At 43.8% G+C, this 19,957-nt stretch carries 14 protein-coding genes; 7 read left to right on the top strand and 7 right to left on the bottom strand.

The features are described 5' to 3' along the window. Nucleotides 1-51: 51 nt before the first annotated feature. From PR800_RS12635 to PR800_RS12615, 5 genes are all read right to left on the bottom strand, one after another. On the bottom strand, nt 52-2,841 hold the full coding sequence (locus tag PR800_RS12635; protein WP_272530955.1) for a M16 family metallopeptidase: 2,790 nt from the start codon (nt 2,839-2,841) through the stop codon (nt 52-54). Further along, on the bottom strand, nt 2,831-4,537 hold the full coding sequence (locus PR800_RS12630) for an ABC transporter ATP-binding protein/permease (protein WP_102138945.1): 1,707 nt from the start codon (nt 4,535-4,537) through the stop codon (nt 2,831-2,833). Before PR800_RS12630 ends, PR800_RS12635 begins: the two co-directional genes overlap by 11 nt. A 62-nt stretch (nt 4,538-4,599) precedes the next feature. Next, nucleotides 4,600-7,371, bottom strand: coding sequence for a secretin and TonB N-terminal domain-containing protein (locus tag PR800_RS12625; RefSeq protein WP_272530954.1), 2,772 nt, complete (start codon nt 7,369-7,371; stop codon nt 4,600-4,602). A 117-nt stretch (nt 7,372-7,488) separates the two neighbouring features. Further along, nucleotides 7,489-8,475, bottom strand: coding sequence for a FecR family protein (locus PR800_RS12620; RefSeq protein ID WP_272530953.1), 987 nt, complete (start codon nt 8,473-8,475; stop codon nt 7,489-7,491). Then, the gene (locus tag PR800_RS12615; RefSeq protein ID WP_102139067.1) at nt 8,475-9,011 is read right to left on the bottom strand and encodes an RNA polymerase sigma factor; all 537 of its coding nucleotides are present in this window, start codon (nt 9,009-9,011) and stop codon (nt 8,475-8,477) included. Before PR800_RS12615 ends, PR800_RS12620 begins: the two co-directional genes overlap by 1 nt. 179 nt (nt 9,012-9,190) lie before the next feature. Here PR800_RS12615 and PR800_RS12610 point away from each other — a divergent pair, with 179 nt between their 5' ends. Further along, nucleotides 9,191-9,973: an energy transducer TonB gene (locus tag PR800_RS12610; protein ID WP_272530951.1), complete on the top strand. Its 783-nt coding sequence runs from the start codon at nt 9,191-9,193 to the stop codon at nt 9,971-9,973. A 26-nt stretch (nt 9,974-9,999) separates the two neighbouring features. Here PR800_RS12610 and PR800_RS12605 read toward each other — a convergent pair whose 3' ends face one another. Beyond that, nucleotides 10,000-10,773, bottom strand: a complete 774-nt coding sequence (locus tag PR800_RS12605) for an AhpA/YtjB family protein (RefSeq protein ID WP_102138949.1) — start codon at nt 10,771-10,773, stop codon at nt 10,000-10,002. A gap of 314 nt (nt 10,774-11,087) precedes the next feature. Here PR800_RS12605 and serB point away from each other — a divergent pair, with 314 nt between their 5' ends. The 3 genes from serB to nadR all read left to right on the top strand — a co-directional run bounded on the left by serB (nt 11,088) and on the right by nadR (nt 14,930). After that, nucleotides 11,088-12,065: a phosphoserine phosphatase gene (gene serB, locus PR800_RS12600; protein ID WP_102138950.1), complete on the top strand. Its 978-nt coding sequence runs from the start codon at nt 11,088-11,090 to the stop codon at nt 12,063-12,065. Nucleotides 12,066-12,280: 215 nt separating this feature from the next. Beyond that, entirely contained in the window at nt 12,281-13,666 is a 1,386-nt protein-coding gene (gene radA, locus PR800_RS12595) for a DNA repair protein RadA (protein WP_102138951.1), read from the top strand. Nucleotides 13,667-13,694: 28 nt separating this feature from the next. Beyond that, nucleotides 13,695-14,930, top strand: coding sequence for a multifunctional transcriptional regulator/nicotinamide-nucleotide adenylyltransferase/ribosylnicotinamide kinase NadR (gene nadR / locus PR800_RS12590; protein ID WP_102138952.1), 1,236 nt, complete (start codon nt 13,695-13,697; stop codon nt 14,928-14,930). 185 nt (nt 14,931-15,115) lie between these two features. Here the strand turns inward: nadR and ettA are convergent, their stop codons facing one another. After that, complete coding sequence (gene ettA / locus PR800_RS12585; RefSeq protein WP_004914750.1) at nt 15,116-16,783, bottom strand: energy-dependent translational throttle protein EttA; 1,668 nt, start codon at nt 16,781-16,783, stop codon at nt 15,116-15,118. A gap of 223 nt (nt 16,784-17,006) precedes the next feature. Here ettA and PR800_RS12580 point away from each other — a divergent pair, with 223 nt between their 5' ends. The 3 genes from PR800_RS12580 to sltY all read left to right on the top strand — a co-directional run bounded on the left by PR800_RS12580 (nt 17,007) and on the right by sltY (nt 19,820). Next, nucleotides 17,007-17,288, top strand: a complete 282-nt coding sequence (locus PR800_RS12580) for a type II toxin-antitoxin system RelE/ParE family toxin (protein ID WP_102138953.1) — start codon at nt 17,007-17,009, stop codon at nt 17,286-17,288. 14 nt (nt 17,289-17,302) lie between these two features. Beyond that, entirely contained in the window at nt 17,303-17,608 is a 306-nt protein-coding gene (locus PR800_RS12575) for a HigA family addiction module antitoxin (protein ID WP_210844524.1), read from the top strand. 298 nt (nt 17,609-17,906) lie between these two features. Further along, nucleotides 17,907-19,820 (top strand): murein transglycosylase, encoded by a 1,914-nt coding sequence (sltY, locus tag PR800_RS12570; RefSeq protein ID WP_272530947.1) that lies wholly within the window; start codon nt 17,907-17,909, stop codon nt 19,818-19,820. Nucleotides 19,821-19,957: the final 137 nt, after the last annotated feature.

Genomic DNA, 19,957 nt, shown 5'->3' with positions numbered 1-19,957 from the left:
TGAAAATAGACAAATTAGCCCGTTGTATTTACGGGCTAATTTTTACTCATATCAAGGCGTCATCATAAATACTTTTGAATTTTGCCCTAAGTATTGACGAGCCAAGCGGTTAATATCTTCAACCGTTAACTGGCGAATAATATCTTGCTCTTGGTTTAAACGCTGATATTGCCCATCATCGCTGGCAATCTGCGCTAGAGCCTCAGTCCAATAGCTTGAACTATCCGTCACTTGTGAGTTCTCTGTTAGCCAAATATTTTTCGCTTCGGTTAGCTCTTTTTCACTCACACCTGTTTGACGAATTTGTCCAATCGTTTTTTGGGCGATTTGCGTCATTTCTTCGGCTCGTTCAGGTGAGGTGGTGAAATTCAAGCGAGCGAGGTAATAAGGTTGCGGTTTCTTCGCTAACATCTGCGAGAAGCCTAATGCATAAATGCCGCTGGCTTTTTCACGTAATTCACCGCGCAAACGCTGACTCACAATGGTATCAATAAGTTGAATCGCTAAGCTGTCTTGCTGGTTCCACACTGCTGGCGAAGCGAATTGAATGCTTACCATGCTTTTATCACTGCTGCTGATGGGATAAGTTTTATTAAAGCTGGCCATTTTGGGCATGATCCCTTGGTCGCGGGATACCAGTTTTTGGTTACTTTGTGGCAGTGATGCAACCCATTGCTCTAACAGCGGTTTTAGCTCACGGCTATTCATTGCACCTGTAATGACCAGTGTCATATCTGCTGTTGAGGTGAGTAATTGACGGTTGGCTTGTTGTAACTGCTGAGCCGTAAATTGTTGCCAGCTACCCTGTGGATTGATCACTAAAAATTCACCATGGGTATAGCTTTCTTGATTGATATTATCAAGGAACGTGCGTTCTACGGGGGTTTTGGATAAGTTTAAAGCAAAGGATTGTTTTTGTTGCTCTAACTTTTCACCACTAAATTGCGGCGCTGTTAGCTTCAGGTTGAGTAGCTGTAACGCTGTTTCAAGGTTATCAACAGGGGTTTTCCCACGAAAACCATGCGTGAGCAATTCGCTGTATGGGCGAACGCTAATTTGGTTTTGCTTTGCCAGCAGAGCCAGATCGCGAGCGCTGTAGTTTCCATAACCGCTGCTTTCCGGTAATTTTAATGCCCAGTCGGTTAAACCTGTCGTTTGCAGCGTTTCTAACGAGCGGCCGCCCGGTAATTGCAAGTTAAATTGAATGTCATCTTTCAGGTTTTTATCTGTTTTAACAATCACCTGAATGCCGTTGCTTAATGTCCAATGTTCCGTTTTTTCAACCGGCAGCTTAGATTGCTCAACAATACTACCTTTTATGGATTGAGGTAATTGCAATTGAATTGCTTTGGAGCGCAGTGTAAATGGCCCCGGTGTGCTTTGGCGTATTTTAAGCCATTGTTGATTAAATGCTGATTTATCAATTGCCGCGGCATCAGTATCGGGGCCAATTAATGCTAAACGTGGGGACGCGGTTTGTAGGAATTTAGCGACATGCTGTTGTAAGTCCTGTGGCTTAACGGATTTCATCAATTGGTAGCTGTTATCTAACTGTTGGCGTTTGTTCCACATTGGCATGTCATATTCAAGCGCGGTTGTCAGTTGCCCTGCTAAATATTCATTACTATAACGTTGCTCTGAAGCAGCTTGCAGGCTGAATTTCTTCAACATCGCTTGCTTTGCTGAATCAAGCTCTTCTTGGGTAACTGGCTCAGTGGCAAGGCGCTGTAGCTCTGTGAATAAAATCTCGGTGGCACCTTGGTAATCATTACCTTTCGGGTGGATAATCATCAACTGTTGTAAGCGCTGGTTATCTAACATTGCGCCTTGTTCATTGATGCTAATTGACGGCAAAATACCGTTATCCACCATAACGGAGAAACGTTGGTTTAAAATGGCTAACCAGAGGTTATCCAGTAAATCGTCGGACTGCCCTAAGCGTGTATTTAGCGGTGCGCTAACATCTTTTTGTAAGGCGAATTGCACATAACGCGCCCCTTGCTCTTTATCAAACACACCTTGCACTAACATATTGGTTGAATGGGCAAATTGCTTCCATTGTGGGTTATCTTCTGCCACTTTTTCGGGCTTAGGGAGTGCAAATAAATTATCAACCTGATTGCGTACTGATGAGCTATTGAAGTCACCAATAATCAATAGTGACATCCGCTGAGGTTGGTACCATGTTTGGTAATAATCTTTTGCCTGCTCAATCGGGGCATGACGTACCACATCTAATGAACCAATGGGGTTGCGATCGACATAACGGCTACCGTGGTAACGTAATTTTTCTAAACTATCGTTGATGCGATAGCCCATCCCTTGGCGTAAGCGCCACTCTTCGACAATCACAGGGCGTTCTTTTTCAAAGGCTTCTTGGTCAAATGTCATATTTGACGCCCAATCTGCCATTACCTGTAAGCCAGTGGCGACTTGTGCTGCTGTAGCCTCAGGGAGTGATAACTTATATAGCGTGGAATTTAAACTCGTAATGGCATTCACATGGCTACCGAGTTTAAGCCCTTGGTGTTCAAGCTGTTTGAACCCCGTTGTTCCCGGAAAATGTTTGGTGCCTTTAAACGCCATATGTTCAGTAAAGTGCGCGAGACCAAGCTGTTGTTCATTTTCTTGTAATGAACCGCTACTGACCAATAAACGCAGTTCAACCCCAGGTTGATTACGTTGTAGAAGGTAAACTTGCAGCCCATTTTCGAGTTGATAGTGCTGAAGGTCACCGCGTACGGGTAATAGTGAAGTTGAATTTTTGCTCACAGATGTGCTGCCTGCGCAGCCACCGAGCAGAATACCAATCAGTGTGGCAAAGGTAATTTTACGAAGCATATTCAGGCGTTCCTGTATTTAAGAATTTTTCACTCGCAGGTTCCACGAGTAATATGTGTTGTTCCGCAAATTGAGTCACGAAGCTCTGATGGCTAACCAAAACAATGGCGCTATCATGTAATTCAGCTTTCAATAAAGCGAGCAGCTCTAGTGCGCTAGTTTCATCAAGGGCTGAGGTCGTTTCGTCTAATAAAAGCAGTTTTGGCCGGTTGAGTAATAAACGCGCAAACATAATGCGCTGCTGTTCTCCGCCAGATAAACGGTTATTCCAATCGGTTTCGAGTGCTAATTGATGATGCAGCTTTTCTAAACCGACTAACGTCAAGGCATATTGAAAATCTCGTTGGCTGAATTGGGACGCCGCTTTGGGATAAGCCAATAAGCTATCAAGCCGACTAATGGGTAAATAGAGGCGCTGTGGGATCCACATGACTTTTTCTGTTCGGCTGATAGTCCCGTTGAAGAAAGGCCAATGCCCGCTGAGTGTGCGTAATAAAGTCGATTTACCAACACCAGAACGGCCACTAATTAAGGTTAGTTCGCCTTGTTTGGCGGTTATATTCACGGAATTAATTAAGCAGCGGTTGTCAGCAGTAGAAACGGACAATTTAGCGACCAGAGGTGGCGATTTTTCGTCGATAGTCACCACGGCTTTGTTATCGTTTTCCAATAAAACCACAAAATTATATAAACGCGATACTGTTGCTTGCCATGCGGCAATTTCTTTATAAGCAAAAATAAACCAGCCCAATGAAGTGGCAACACTGGTAAAAGCTTGGCGTAGCTGCATTAATCCACCTAACATAATTTCACCCGCAAGGAATTTAGGCAGTGCGAGTAATACAGGCGCTAAAGCGGTAACTTGCTGGTAACCAACTGTATAGAAAGATAAATTTCGTTCACAACGGATCAGGCGGTTCCAGTTGGCGATGATTTCTCCAAATCGCCCCATTAGCTCTTTTCTGTCTTGGGTTTCGCCACGCTGCCCCGCAATGGCATCACCGTGTTGGCGGCAATTAATTAGCGAGCTACGGTAATCCGCTTCGCGGCGCTGTTTATCCATATGCAAGCGACGTAGCGGAAAACCTATCCATTGGGTAAGCGCAATACCAATGAGGGTGTAGATGATACAAGCCCAGAACATATAACCGGGGATGGTCCAGTCGCTATCGGCAAAATTAAACGACAGGCTGCCAGACAATGTCCAAAGAATGGCGGCAAATGAAATCAGCGTTAGCATTGAGTGGAGGAATGTCACCACTAAATTTAATGTTGATTCAATCAGTAAACGGATATCTTCAGCGATACGTTGGTCTGGGTTATCGGGTTCTTGAGACGTTAATCTTAAGAGGTAATGTTTGCTGTTGGGCGATAACCAACGGCTGAGTACTTGCTCAGTCATGCCTTTGCGCCAGCGGATAATGAGCATTTGTTTTAGGTAATTACCCATAACAACGACAAATATCAGCCCACTGACTAAGACAACAAAGTATTGCAATAAGCCATACAGCGCTTGGCCGTCGAGTTTTTGTAGGGCGTTATAGAAATCCCCATTCCACATGTTCATTTTGACGTTGAACCAGACGGATGACAACGTGAGCCCAAGTGAGGCAAACAGCAGTATCCAGCACAAAAGGGCAGCACGCTGCCCCCAAAAAGGTTTTACTAAATAGAAAAATTGTTTCAGTGTCTTCATGACGTTTTATTCATTTGTTGTTTTAATTGTTTAACGAGTTTTATTGCTCACATTGCTGGGAATTACAGGTCGTAATTGACTTGTAACCAGAACTGACGGCCCGGATCGTAGGACTTCAATACACGGTCTTCAAAGACAAAGCGGTCAGCAACATTTTTATTGTTAAGAATATTGTTCACTTCGACTGAGAAACCAAAACCATGGGCGAAGTCAGGCTTCCAACCTAAGCGGGTATCCCACGTATATTTGCTGGAGAAATGCTGCTTGGTGTACTTACGCACTTGTCCATATTCAGGGTCGCTATAATAAGAGTTGTCATAACGAACGGCTTGGCTACGGGCTCCCCACCATTGTAGACGGTTATACCAAGTAACATCGTATTCATCCCATACACTTGTGAGCTCGAGGTTGAGCTTAATTGGTGAATTAAAGCTAGTTGAAGGCAGTTTCGATGCATCGATGACCTTGCCGTCATACCAGACTTTGTTGAGGTTGACTTTATTGGCAGGATCGTAAGCGCTGTAGCCTGAGTCTTTTGGCGTATTACTTTCACTTTGTTGCCAAGTGAATGAGGCATTCATGACATGAGAAGCTTCTGCCCATTCCCACGGTTGGCTATTTTTCACCGATAACGTAACGGTATCGTGGGAGCTGCGCCCACCGTTATCGAAGGTGCGAATACTACGAGTACTTGGGTCACGTGGGTTATCGTACTTAGTGCGATTTCTGACTTCGTCGTAGCCTTCACGGTGCACATATTGTAAGCGCCATGTGGTAGAAAGAACTTCTTGTTGCAGTGCTAAAGTGAGCTCATCGTTATAGGGGGTTTTGAGCGAATCTAACCCTTCATAGTCTTTTTGATTATCCCAATTGTTATTATCAGGGTTAAGTGAACATGCGAAATCTTTGTCCCAGCCCATGCAATTTTGCATACCGTCATTTTGTGCACCGTATAATGCATAAGTAAGCATTGAGCGGCCATAATAACGGTTAGCTCCCGCTATCAATTGGGTTGCACCATCACCAAAGACATCGTAGGTCCCGCTTAAACGTGGGGCGATATTGGTACGATTGACAAAATCATCGCGATCCAAACGCACTCCAGGGCGCAGATTCAATTTGCCATATTGAATACTGTCATCAAGGAAGATGGCGTAATTGGTATAATCCGCAGAGTACGAGCCTTTTTTAAACCGAGTGACATTACTTAAGTAACCATCGTATAAATCATCATCAATGATATCGCCAGTGTAGGTGTAACGGAAATAGTCTTGATCACGAATATAGGTGCCTTTGGTGTAATTTACCTCAGCTCCGAGTGTTGGCTTGTGTGTTAATCCAAGCGCATCCTCTTGGGAATTAAAACGCATCACGGTTTTTAGTCCGTGAGTTTTTTGCTTGGATTCTAAGTCGCCAAGACCTCCGCTATTGCGTTCAATCATATTCCAATTGTCGTCGAATGCCCTGATCGTTAGTGAGTATTTCTGGTCATTTTTTCGGTCATCTTTTAAATCTTGCGTATTGGCAGTGATTTCCAATTGACCTAAATCTAGCTGGTGTTTGAAGACTGCGGTAAAGCCTAACCCATTGTGGGTTGAATCATAGCCAGAGTTGCTGATTGAAGATGAAAAAAGGCGGCTATCGTAATTGGCGTAATTAGCAGATAAATCTAATGAGCTCTTATTGGATAGATCCAATGAATATTTTAAAAAGTAATTATCTGAAGTACGGCGCTGATTTTTCTTTCCTGAATCAGAGGTGATCGGCTCGACTTGGTTATTTTCCAGCACAAAGGCTTCCCCGCCCGTGACGGTCATTGGAATAGTCGAACTACGACGTGAAGCGGAGAAAACTAACCCTGAATTTTCACTCACCCCTAATTCAAACCAGCCACCAAAGTCATTTTTATCATAGCGGTTTTGGAAACGAGCTGGGTTGGCGGTATCATTTTTGGTGGTATCAATCCCTTGCGATGAATCGTGGAACAAATTATTCCAACCGGAACGGGTTAAGCGGTAATAGGCGTGAGCGCTATTTTCCCCTTGCCAGCGACGGCTATTGACTTCCACTGTTCCCCCCGTAAATCCGCCAAATTCGACTGGAATGTTATTGTCATACACTGTCATGCTGTCGATAAGGCGGCTATCGATATAGATCCCTTGGTCGCTACTGCTCAGGCGGGTTGAAGTTTCACCGAGACCGTTGTCTGCAGGGTCAAAATCGTTGTTAAAGCTTACGCCATCAAGGCGATAGGCATTTTGGTAACTGCTTGAACCATGAATTGAGATGCGGGAAGGTTTGATTTCCCCTTGGTTCATTGAGTTGCTGTCATTATTGGCAAATTGGACAGCAGGGTTAGTTTTCATCAAATCCGTAATATTGCCATCACCCGTATTTCTTTGGCTAATTTCTTCAGACGTCACGTATTGCGGTGCTGATATCACATCTGTCGCAGGGTGGTTCTGAACAACGCCAGAGACTTGGGTTTCTGGTAATACCAATGTGCCTTGGTTTAAATTTTGCTGACGAATAACGAAAACACCATTTTCATTGATTAACTCTAATCCGCTACCGATGAGTATTTTTTGTAATGCGGTTTGTGCGGAGTAGTTGCCAGACAATGCAGGTGCGCGTAAGCCACTTAATTGGCCTTTATCATAGAGCAATTGGATTTGCCCTTGGCGGCTAATTTCAGCGATAGAGGTAGCAAGTGATTGTTCTGGTAATGAAAAATTCATTTCTTGCGCGAAGGCAACTTGACAAGTAATAGCACTACTGACCGCCACAGCAAGGGCGAGCGGCCTTAATCGGCTTTGAGTAAACTGAATAGACATGGATATCCCTTATTCTTAAGCTGCACAAAAAGTGTGCGAAAATAGGTCAGCAAAATGATGACTAGTTAAGAAGAGGGTGAAATGAGAATTATCCTCACCTGCAAATGAAAATATTTTTCATTTATTTTTTTTGTTTTGGATAATCAATACGTTATTTTTGTCTCGATAGACGACTTGTACGGGAAGTAAAGAGGGAAGGGCCTGAAAAAACTGTTCTGGCTGATGGGTATTGATGCGACCTGAGATTTTACTCTTCGCCAATTGAGTAGGGGAAAGCTCAATATTTATCGACGAATAGTTTTTAAGTTCGTCGAGTACCTCTGAAAGCGGTTTATCAACAAAAATTAACTCACCAAAACGCCAACGAGCCACATCTAGCGGGTTGATTTGTTGGCGAGTGATTGGGCTATTTGGTGATTGACTGACTGCGCTGTCTCCGGCAAGTAAGAATACTGGCTGTTTGCTTGCTGCATCTTCAAAACTGACAATGCCTTTGCTGACATTCACGGCAACTTGCTGAGCCACTTTGTTAATTTCAAATTCTGTCCCCACCACTTGAATACGTCGGTTATCAGCTTGAACAACAAAAGGCCGATAAGGGTTGGATTTGACTTTGAAGTAAACATTTCCCTGTTCTAGATACAGGTTACGTACTGGGGTTTCATAGGCAACATGAATGCGTGTATTGCGGTTGAGAAATAGCTGGGAGCCATCAGGCAATGTGACTTCTTTAGGCGTATTCGTTGCCACTAAAGTCATATTATTGAGCAACATTGCAGGCAAGTGGCTGTATGGCAAAAACAAAATAGCCGCAATGAAAAATGCCGCTAGGGTATTGCCCAAAGGGCGCCATAAGCGAAAAAAAGGGCGTTTTTCCTTGGGGAGTGTTGTGCTAGCAGGGCGCGGCATGTGATCAAAATCGCGCCATAGCTCAGCGATGGCATCATAAGCTCTTGCATGTTCAGGTGACGCTGCAATCCATTGTCTGAATTGCTCAGTTTCAAGGGCACTGATTCGTTGGCTGTGCATGCGGGTAAACCACACCGCAGCTTCTTCATCAATGCGACTTTCATCATCTGCTGTTTGCAAAGAGTCGTGTGTCATTACAAATTATTGCCCTGATTATCAAGGTGTTTTTTACAGTGAACAAGTGCTGCTGCAATATGTTTTTCCACCATACTGATTGAAATTTCCATTCGCTCAGCAATCTCACTTTGAGATAAACCATCAAAACGATAAAGCAAAAAAGCTTCTCGTCGACGGGGTGGCAACGTTTCAAGTGCTTCGCTTAGCCGTTGGATCCGTTGCTGATGTTCCAATATTTCACTGGGATCAGCTTGGCTCTGTTCAAAATGAGACTCATGAGTAACATCATCAATGGATGTTTCTGATCTAGTTTGGCGTTGGTTACGTCGCCAATGGTCAATCAAAACATGATTCGCAATTTTAAACAGGTAAGCGCGGCTCTCTTTTACAGGCGTTTGTTCTTTACGGTTTAGCCATAGTGTAAACACATCCTGTGATAAATCATCAGCATCATTGCTGTTATCTAGCCGATTGCGGAAAAAGCGCACAAGTTGGCTATATGTTGACTGATACGCACCGCTAATTTTACGGGCAAGAGATTTATCAATAGTCATTTTACTGGTGTTAATGTCATAAAAGAGCACAATTGTGCTGATTAATAATCTGCTCAGATTACTTTATTATTTAAATCAATAAGTTGTTTTAATAATTGTGTTTTTACTAATAATAATGAATATCATTTTTGTTTGTATTATGCCTATAATCTGCAAAAAATAAAGTCGTGAGGCAGAATATGAGCAGTATGACGGGCCAGTTAGAGCGCCCGATTTTCCGTCCACTAGGCGGTTTGGTTTTAAGTTGTCTTTTCCATGGAACACTGGCAATCATTTTTATCGGGTGGTTTACCTCTTCAATTCCGAAGACTGGGGTGTTACCTCCGGCAATCTCGTTGCAGCTGGGTGTTTATCAGCTTGAACAACAGACAGAGCCTGAAATTAACCATGCACCTAAACAACAGATGACAACGCGAGAGGAGTCATTACCTGAAGTTGTTGAAAAGGTGGATAAATTACCTGAGACTGCGATCGTAGATAATGGCACGTTAACAAAAGTTAGCGAAAAAAAACGCCCACCGAAAAAGAAAATTCCGCAAGAGAAAAGAGTAATCGAAGAAGCCCCTGTTACCACGCAGGAGTCTACGGTGACTTCCGCTCCTGCATCTGGAAGTGAATCTAGCAGCAGTGCGAATTTTTCCAGTAATGCGTCTGCGGCAGTAAGTGGGCACCAAGGTTGGCAAAGTGAGGTTCATCAGCGGATAGCCAAAACTAAGCGCTACCCGCGTGCAGCACTGCGTTACCGTTCAACAGGGGTCTCTCATATCAAAGTGATTTTGGATAGACGGGGTGAAGTGATTGCCGCCAGTTTATTGAATTCATCCGGTACAAAAATATTGGATAAAGAAGCATTGGCGACAATTTCACGTGCAGCGCCTTTCCCTATGCCACCAGAAACATTGTTGGTCGATGGCCAAGTCGAGTTTGTTGCGCCAATTGTGTTCGACACAACCTCTATTTAAATTCAACCGAATAGCCCTTTTGGGGGCTATTTATCAGACGAATTGGGCTTGTTTTTTGGGGTAGGCCGCTTAGGGCGATAAGGCCGCTGTTCTTTTTTTCGTTTTAAACGTGCAGGCTTCGTTGCCGGGGGCGCTTTGCTTCCTTGATTGTCGTCTTCATTACTCTCATCGTCTTCATTATCATCTTGATTTTCATCCGTATTAACGACTAGCGGTGGGGCTTGCTTGTGGCCTTTCTTTTTCTTTAAACGCAGTAATGTATTGGCTAAAACGAAGCCAATACATAAGGCGAGTAGAATAAAAATTCGCAATACATTGGTGCTGTTATCGGCTTGTTGAATTTCAGCGGAAAGGAGCTCTGTATCAATAGTTAAACGTAAATAGCCTTTTGGCTCTTTTGTGCCTTGGATGGGAACGACAAGTTGGTATTGAAAATTTTGCAGTGATGAGTTGTCATCTATTGCGAGCCGTTCTTTTACCGTTGCAGGCTCACCGACTTGAGTGATCAGTGTGCCACTGGCCGTATAGATGCTGGCATCTAAAATATACCTATCTTTTACCACGTTATTTAAATTGGCATTAATTCGTTCTAAATTAAAATCTTTACTGCCGGGAACAATATAATCAGATAAGCTGAAAGCGACTTGCTTAGCAAGAACATAGGTCAATTGTTTAAATTGCTCAATTCGGCCTTGGTTTTGGCTATTTCCTAAATAAGAAATACCATGCATGAGTAAAGTTACCAGCGCAACGCAGATAACGATAATAACTGTTTTGTGGAGCTTAAAGGTAAGTTTCATTGCTTTATTGGTGCTCTCGACTTATTTTGAGTATAAAGGTGTCGTTATACTTCAGCGAATATAGGGTTATCTTCCGTTTTAACAGTAAATACATAAGGTCATAAAGCCTTAAAATTTAGTATAGTGGCTTCGTTCGGCTGCTCGCAACTCTCATTATAAAAAAGTTACACTCTAAATAATTCGAGTTGTATGTAGGCGACAAACGAAGATAGTCCGATGAACATACACAAGTATGTGATTCGGCTAGCTGAGCGTAGTCAACAACCAGACAACTTGAAGTATGACGAGTATATCGATTACAGGAGCTAATTTTCATGTCAACGAGCTTAACCTATTGTTATCTACCCGACGAAATCCAAAAATGGCCGGGGTTGCCATTGTCGTTAAGCGGTGAAGAAGTGATGCCATTGGATTATCGTGCAGGTGACAGTGGGTGGTTACTATATGGTCGTGGCTTAGATAAAGCGCGGATCAGTAATTTCCAACAGCGATTAGGGATCGCTATCGTAATTGTCTCCTCGTGGCGTATTGATGACTACCAAGTGGTCAGAATTGCCGGGAGTATTACCCCTCGAATTAAAAAACTCGCTGACGAATGTTTATTAGATGTCGTGCCATTGGGGCAAATTCCACGTTTGCGTTCACCGGGTCTATTACTGATGGATATGGACTCGACAGCTATTCAAATTGAATGTATCGATGAAATTGCTCGCTTAGCCGGAGTGGGGGAGCAGGTGGCTGAAGTGACTGAGAGAGCCATGCTAGGGGAGCTCGATTTTACGGAAAGCCTACGAGCGCGAGTCAGCTTACTTGAAGGTGCAGATGCCGCTATTCTTGACCAAGTGATGGAAACACTGCCTTTGATGCCAGGTTTAACAAACCTCGTGCGTAAATTACAAGCGATGAATTGGCACATTGCGATAGCATCCGGCGGTTTTACTTTCTTTGCGGATAATTTACGTCAACGGCTTAAATTGGTGGCTGCTGTTGCGAACCAGCTAGAAGTGAAAAACGGTAAGCTAACAGGCAAGGTCAGAGGCCCAATTGTGGATGCAAAATATAAAGCGCAAACCTTGGTTAAGCTGGCAGAAAAACTGGAAATTCCAATCGAGCAAACTGTTGCCATCGGTGACGGGGCAAATGACCTGAAGATGATCCGTAAAGCGGGGCTGGGTATTGCTTATCATGCGAAACCAAAGGTGTATGCAAGGGCGAAGGTCGCTATTCGTCACGCAGATCTCATGGGGGTGATGTGTGTATTGAGTGGGGGCCTCAAACACGAAGAACGCTAATATTCGTCATGGATTGCGCTGTAGCTGTGTTGGCCGCGCTCGCTAACCCTAGTCACATACTTGTGTATGCTCCTAGGGCTTAGCTTTACTTGCCGCCTTGCTACAACACCATCCATTTTGAATATTAAGCCAAATTAGTATTCAAAATTTTAAGATCATTTTGAGTGCTGTGGTTCGTCGGTTGTAATACAGAATAATTTTAAGAGGGGTTTGCTGTGGCGAAAGGGGTTAAGAGAGCGTTTGTCTGTAATGATTGCGGGGCGGATTATCCACGTTGGCAAGGGCAATGTAGTGCTTGTCATGCATGGAATACCATTACAGAAGTGCGCCTGGCCTCCACAAGCTCTTCATCGCGTAATGACCGCTTAACGGGGTATGCAGGTAATGCGGCTGGTGTGAGCAAAGTTCAGAAATTATCTGACATTAGCCTTGAAGAACTCCCTCGTTTTACCACTGGGTTTAAAGAATTTGACCGCGTGCTAGGCGGTGGCGTCGTGCCCGGAAGTGCTATCCTTATTGGGGGGAATCCGGGAGCGGGTAAAAGTACCTTATTGCTGCAAACCATGTGCTTATTGTCACGTGAAATGAAAACCCTGTACGTCACAGGGGAAGAATCACTTCAACAAGTGGCGATGCGAGCACACCGTTTAGGGCTACCGACTGACTCACTCAATATGCTGTCAGAAACCAGTATTGAGCAAATTTGCTTAACCGCAGAGCAAGAACAACCCAAACTGATGGTGATTGACTCCATCCAAGTGATGCATATGGCTGACATTCAATCATCACCGGGGAGTGTGGCACAAGTGAGAGAAACCGCGGCTTATCTCACTCGCTTCGCCAAAACGCGTGGTGTTGCCATCATAATGGTCGGTCACGTCACCAAAGATGGCTCACTGGCGGGACCAAAAGTTCTCGAACACTGTATTGACTGTTCTATCATGTTAGATGGCGATGCAGATAATCGCTTCCGTACTTTGCGTAGCCATAAAAACCGTTTCGGTGCAGTCAATGAATTAGGCGTGTTTGCCATGACAGAACAAGGGCTTAAAGAAGTGAGTAACCCTTCGGCAATCTTTTTAAGTCGTGGTGATGAAATTACTTCAGGAAGCTCCGTGATGGTAGTTTGGGAAGGAACACGGCCTTTGCTGGTGGAAATCCAAGCGCTTGTGGACCATTCAATGATGTCGAACCCACGGCGTGTTGCGGTTGGGCTTGAGCAAAACCGTTTGGCCATTTTATTGGCCGTATTACACCGTCATGGTGGTTTGCAAATGTCAGACCAAGACGTTTTTGTTAACGTCGTGGGTGGGGTAAAAGTGACTGAAACCAGTGCGGATTTAGCCTTATTACTTTCTTTGGTTTCCAGTTTTCGTGATCGTCCATTGCCTAGAGATCTGGTCGTATTTGGTGAAGTGGGGCTCGCAGGGGAAATTCGCCCTGTACCAAGTGGGCAGGAACGTATCTCTGAAGCAGCAAAACACGGTTTTAAACGCGCTATTGTGCCTCATGCGAATATGCCCAAAAAATCACCGCCAGATATGAAAGTGTATGGCGTAAAAAAATTAGCGGATGCATTAAGTATTTTGGATGAACTATAAGCTTTTAATTTAGGTAAAAGGAAAATACATGGCTGAATTTGACTATCTCAAAAACGCAATCAAACGAGCGGGTTACACGCTCCAGCAAGTTGCGGATGCGACAGATATGACCAAAGGCTATCTCAGCCAGTTAATTAACGACAAAATTAAGAGCCCCAGCGCACAAAAAATAGCGGCTTTGCATCGTTTTTTAGGCCTTGAATATCCAAATCAGCAAAAAACGATCGGTGTGGTGTTTGGCAAATTTTATCCATTGCATACTGGGCATATTTATTTGATTCAGCGAGCATGCAGCCAAGTGGATGAACTTCACGTCATTCTCTGCCATGATGAACCTCGCGATAAAGACTTGTTTGTTAACAGTTCTATGTCTCAACAACCCACTGTGAGCGACCGTTTACGGTGGTTATTACAAACCTTTAAATATCAAAAAAATATTCATATTCACTCGTTTGATGAAAACGGCATAGAGCCCTATCCACATGGTTGGGAAGTGTGGAGTGACGGAATGAAAGGCTTTTTGAAAAAGCATAATATCAATCCGAGTTTTATCTATTCAGGGGAAGCGAATGACGCTCCGCGCTATAAAAAATACTTAGGTATCGAAACCATTTTGATTGACCCTGAGCGCACGTTTATGAATATCAGTGGTAACCAAATTCGCCAAGCGCCATTTCGTTATTGGGAATATATTCCAACTGAAGTGAAACCCTTCTTTGTGCGTAAAGTGGCGATTTTAGGCGGTGAATCGAGTGGTAAATCGACGCTAGTCAATAAGTTAGCCAATATTTTCAATACATCCAGTGCGTGGGAATATGGCCGTGACTACGTATTTAGCCACCTTGGTGGTGATGAGATGGCATTGCAATATTCTGATTACGACAAAATTGCTTTAGGGCATGCTCAGTACATTGATTTCGCAGTAAAATATGCCAATAAAGTGGCATTTATTGATACCGACTTTGTCACGACCCAAGCCTTCTGTTTGCGCTATGAAGGTAAAGAACACCCATTTGTTCAGGCACTGATTGATGAGTACCGATTCGATTTGGTGATAGTTTTGGAAAACAACACCCCTTGGGTGGCTGATGGGTTACGCAGTTTAGGAAGTGATAAAGACAGGAAAGCTTTCCAAAACTTACTTATTGAAATGCTTAAGAAAAATAATATTGAGTTTGTCCGTGTAGAGTCTTCTGATTACGATACGCGCTTCTTAGAGTGTGTCACCCTCGTTCAGCAGCTATTGATGTTGGATGACTTATAAAGCCTCACAATAAAAAACGGCATCGAATGATGCCGTTTTGATTCTATCTATATGATATCGATCCCTTAAATAATTTGAATTATAGGTAGGCGGCAAGAGAGTGAGTCCCTAGGAGCATACACCAGTATGTGACTAGGGCTCACGAAAGCAGCCAACACCGCTATAATTCTAAATTATGACAGGGATTATTTGGTCATACGCTTATACTTCATCCGGTGCGGTTGAAGTGCTTCCGCACCTAAAGTCCGTTTTTTGTAATCTTCATATTCAGAGAAGTTACCTTCGAAGAACGTAATATTACCTTCGTCTTGATAATCAATGATATGAGTTGCAATACGGTCAAGGAACCAACGGTCATGGGAAATAACCATAGCACAGCCCGGGAACTCTAACAGGGCGTTTTCCAACGCACGTAAAGTTTCAACGTCGAGGTCGTTGGTTGGTTCATCGAGTAACAGGACGTTACCGCCCACTTGCAGTAGTTTGGCTAAGTGTAAACGGCCGCGTTCACCACCAGATAACTCGCCAACACGTTTACCTTGGTCTACGCCTTTAAAGTTAAAGCGACCGACGTAAGCGCGGCTTGGAATTTCAAAGTTACCAATACGCATGATGTCTTGGCCGTTGGAAATTTCTTCCCAGACAGTTTTGCTGTCGTCCATCGCATCACGGAACTGGTCAACAGAGGCAATTTTCACGGTATCGCCTAATGTGATGGAGCCAGAGTCCGGTTGCTCTTGGCCTGAAATCATACGGAACAGGGTGGATTTACCCGCACCGTTAGGGCCGATGATCCCGACAATCGCCCCTTTAGGAATGGAGAAATTCAGGTTATCAATCAGAACGCGGTCACCATAAGATTTACTTAGGTTTTCAACCTCGATAACTTTATCCCCTAAACGCGGTCCAGGTGGAATAAAGAGTTCGCTGGTTTCATTACGTTTTTGATATTCCACGCTATTAAGCTCTTCAAAACGAGCAAGACGCGCTTTACCTTTAGCCTGACGGCCTTTTGGATTTTGGCGGATCCACTCAAGCTCTTTCTCGATAGATTTACGACGAGCGGCTTCTGTAGAGGCTTCTTGCGCCAGACGTTCATCTTTTTGCTCAAGCCAAGAAGAGTAGTTGCCTTCCCAAGGAATACCTTCACCACGGTCAAGTTCGAGGATCCAACCCGCGACGTTATCTAAGAAGTAACGGTCATGCGTGATAGCCACAACAGTCCCTTCGTAGTCGTGTAAGAAACGCTCTAACCAAGCAACAGACTCGGCATCCAAGTGGTTGGTTGGCTCATCGAGCAGTAACATGTCTGGTTTTTCTAATAGCAGACGGCAAATTGCCACACGGCGGCGTTCACCCCCTGAAAGGTTCTCGATTTTGGCATCCCAAGCTGGCAGGCGTAGGGCATCTGCTGCACGCTCCAGTTGGTTATCAAGGTTATGGCCATCTTGCGCGGAAATAATCGCTTCTAACTCGCCTTGCTCTTTTGCGAGTTTATCAAAGTCTGCACCTTCTTCAGCGTAAGCCGCATAAACTTCGTCTAAGCGCGTTAATGCATTTTTCACTTCGCTAACCGCTTCTTCAACAGCTTCGCGTACGGTGTGCTCAAGGTTTAGCTTCGGTTCTTGCGGAAGATAGCCGATTTTCAGACCTGGTTGTGGACGTGCTTCACCTTCGATATCGGTATCAATACCCGCCATAATACGCAGTAACGTTGATTTACCGGCACCATTAAGACCTAAAACACCGATCTTAGCCCCCGGAAAGAAGCTCAGAGAGATATTTTTTAAAATATGACGTTTCGGTGGAACAATTTTTCCAACCCGATACATACTGTAGACGTATTGAGCCAATTTATTTACCTTTTGATTTGTAAAGGGAATTTTAGTTTTTTAGTCTATTTTTGCTTTAACAAGCTTAGGCTGAAAAGCATTTAATAAACAGCTATATAATTTTCTAGAACTATACCTGAACATCAGAAGATCATCCATCCCTCTCAGTGATACAAGCTTGATGACTTTCTATTATTAATTCGTGGGTGTATAGTGTGTCTATACGCTATACATGTAGTTGGCCATGATAAAAAGTTTTAAACATAAAGGAATTGAACACTTTTTTAAAATGGGCATTACGTCTGGTATTCAATCGAAGCACATAACAAAGTTACGGGTACAACTGACTGCGCTCAATGTTGCTAAAAAACCACAAGATATGTTTGCACCAAGTTGGAATCTCCATCAATTAAAACGGGGAGATTTGCAGCATCATTGGGCAATATCAGTGAATGGAAACTGGCGACTCACATTTAAATTTGAGGGTGAAGATGCCATTCTCGTTGATTATCAAGATTATCATTAAGTAAGGTGAACATAATGAGCAAAATGCATAATCCAGTACATCCGGGTATCGTTTTACGTGAATATTTAGAGGGTATTTCAGTCACTGAAGCTGCAAAAGCATTGGAGGTAACACGTACAACTCTCTCGCGTATTCTCAACGGTAATAGCGGTATTTCGGCAGATATGGCGATACGATTAGAAATGGCACTCGGAACCAGTGCTGAAATGTGGGTTGAGATGCAAGCTCAGTATGAACTTTGGCAAGCTTCTTTGGAAAAACGCCCCACCATTAAACCTTTATTTCCGCGGAGGGAAGGTTTTAAGTCATTCATGGACTGAATGATACGTAAAAGACTGTAAAGTCGAAAAATTCAAGAACTCTCTGCTGTTACTAAATAAAAACTTTCGGTAGCATTCATAGTATTGATATATGTTTAATATATCCATGATCCTTCAAGTTGCAGCGCTTTTCGTTGAGGTATAAGTGACTACGCTACGCTCGCCGAGTCACATAGTTTATCTATGTTTCTCGTCTATCTTCGCTTGTCGCCTACCTGCAACTCGAATTATTTGGGGTATATTTAGGTTAAGGCTTTTCCTGTATTTTGACTTTAGTTTAGCGATGGAGCGAGTGAATATGAAAGGTTGGTTAGCGGCAGTACCTGTGACAATGTTGCTGGTTTCCAGCACCGTATGGGCGGATTCCTTACAGGCACAACGGGAGCGTTATCAGGCAATTAAGGTTGCATGGGATGCCAATAAAATGGATGAAGTCGAGCGCTTGCTACCGACCTTGCATGATTATCCACTTTACCCTTATCTCGCTTATCGTGAGCTAACTCAAGACTTAGATATTATCTCGCCACGCCAAGTTCAGGAGTTTATTAATACCTATCCAACCTTGCCTGTCGCTAAAAACCTGAAAACACGCTTTGTCAACGAACTAGCTCGCCGCCAAGAGTGGAAATCGCTGCTTGAATTTAGCCCTGAAGCGCCAAAACCTGCCGAAGCACAATGTAATTTTTATTTTGCTAATTGGGCGGTGGGAAATAAGCAAATTGCTTGGCAGGGGGCAGAAAAAGCCTGGTTAAATGGCCGTTCAATGCCGAGTGCCTGTGATAAATTATTTAACGAATGGGAAAAAGCGGGTTATTTAACCCCTGAGATGACCCTTGAGCGTATTAACTTAGCCATAAAAGAGGGCAATACCTCGATTGCGAGTTATTTAGCTAAACGCTTATCGCCAAGCTATAAAACGATTGGTGATGCGTTAGTGAAATTACAAAATGACCCTGCCTCAGTTGTGACATTCGCCAAAACGATGACGCCAACAGATTTTACTCGTCAAGCCACCATCGCGGCTTTTAGCCGTTATGCACGCCAATCCCCTGATGCGGCTCGTACAGTACTGAATAGCATCAGTTCTGCCCAAAAAATGAATATGGCAGAAAAGCAGTTACTTAAAGACAGTGTTGCTTGGCAATATATGGGAGATGTGACCCCAGAGCAGGCTCAATGGCGTGATGAAACTATTCAAGAAAGTAATTCATCGTCATTGAAAGAGCGTCGTGTTCGTTTAGCGTTAGGAGCTGGTGATAAAACCGGTGTTGCGTCATGGCTAAAACGCTTGCCAGCAGATGTCAAAAATAAAGAAGAGTGGCAGTATTGGCAGGCTATCACGTTAATTGATGCAGGCAAAAAAGCGGAAGGAGAGGCATTACTTCGCCAATTAACGGAGAAGCGCGGCTTCTACCCAATGGTGGCCGCACAGGTGCTAGAAATTGACTATCCGGTGTATGTAAAAAGTGCGGTTAAGCCTGATTCAAGTATTGATCAATTGCCTGAAGTGCAACGTGTTCGTGAGTTAATGTACTGGGAAATGGATAACCTTGCCCGTTCTGAGTGGGTGAGTTTAGTGGCATCGCTGCCAGCAAACCAGCAAGAGCAATTGGCGCGTTATGCGTTTGATCATAAATGGGCAGATCTCAGTGTCCAAGCGACCATCACAGCCAAACTTTGGGATCACCTAGAAGAGCGTTTCCCATTAGCGTGGGACAAAGAATTCAATCTATATACCAAGTCGAAAGATATTCAAAAGAGTTATGCAATGGCGATCGCTCGCCAAGAAAGTGCGTGGAATCCACAGGCTCGTTCACCGGTTGGAGCGACAGGTTTGATGCAGTTGATGCCTGCAACAGCAAAACATACCGCACAGAAGCAGGGTATTAATTATGTGAATACGAGCCAACTGACTAACCCGACAACCAATATTGAGCTAGGAACAGCTTATTTGGAAGATGTTTATCAGCAATTTGGTAATAACCGTATTTTAGCTAGTGCGGCTTATAATGCAGGCCCATCCCGTGTGACTCGCTGGTTAGGTAACAGCGGGGGGCGCATTGATGCGGTCGCATTTGTTGAAAGTATTCCGTTCTCAGAAACTCGCGGTTATGTGAAAAATGTGTTGTCGTATGACTTATTCTATCGGCACTTTATGGGGCAGAAAAATAGTAAGATATTGCTTCCTAATGAGTGGAATATGAAATACTAATAAATACTCTTCATATTTCGAATTGTAGGGGTGTTGGCTACGTTCGCTAACCCTAGTCACATACTTGTGTATGCTCCTAGGGCTTAGCATCACTTGCCGCCTACCTACAATCCGAACTATTTTGAGTATTCATCTTC

Origin of the sequence: Providencia sp. PROV205 (genome assembly GCF_028479505.1) — a bacterium.
In the GTDB taxonomy this organism is placed as follows: domain Bacteria; phylum Pseudomonadota; class Gammaproteobacteria; order Enterobacterales; family Enterobacteriaceae; genus Providencia; species Providencia huaxiensis.
Note: the sequence above shows the minus strand (reverse complement) of the source record. Positions and strands in the feature narration are given on the sequence as shown.

Coding starts and splice junctions, on each gene's coding strand:
- PR800_RS12635 (WP_272530955.1), bottom strand. CDS start 2,841: ATGCTTCGTAAAATTACCTTTGCCACACTGATTGGTATTCTGCTCGGT.
- PR800_RS12630 (WP_102138945.1), bottom strand. CDS start 4,537: ATGAAGACACTGAAACAATTTTTCTATTTAGTAAAACCTTTTTGGGGG.
- PR800_RS12625 (WP_272530954.1), bottom strand. CDS start 7,371: ATGTCTATTCAGTTTACTCAAAGCCGATTAAGGCCGCTCGCCCTTGCT.
- PR800_RS12620 (WP_272530953.1), bottom strand. CDS start 8,475: ATGACACACGACTCTTTGCAAACAGCAGATGATGAAAGTCGCATTGAT.
- PR800_RS12615 (WP_102139067.1), bottom strand. CDS start 9,011: ATGACTATTGATAAATCTCTTGCCCGTAAAATTAGCGGTGCGTATCAG.
- PR800_RS12610 (WP_272530951.1), top strand. CDS start 9,191: ATGAGCAGTATGACGGGCCAGTTAGAGCGCCCGATTTTCCGTCCACTA.
- PR800_RS12605 (WP_102138949.1), bottom strand. CDS start 10,773: ATGAAACTTACCTTTAAGCTCCACAAAACAGTTATTATCGTTATCTGC.
- serB (WP_102138950.1), top strand. CDS start 11,088: ATGTCAACGAGCTTAACCTATTGTTATCTACCCGACGAAATCCAAAAA.
- nadR (WP_102138952.1), top strand. CDS start 13,695: ATGGCTGAATTTGACTATCTCAAAAACGCAATCAAACGAGCGGGTTAC.
- PR800_RS12580 (WP_102138953.1), top strand. CDS start 17,007: ATGATAAAAAGTTTTAAACATAAAGGAATTGAACACTTTTTTAAAATG.
- PR800_RS12575 (WP_210844524.1), top strand. CDS start 17,303: ATGAGCAAAATGCATAATCCAGTACATCCGGGTATCGTTTTACGTGAA.
- sltY (WP_272530947.1), top strand. CDS start 17,907: ATGAAAGGTTGGTTAGCGGCAGTACCTGTGACAATGTTGCTGGTTTCC.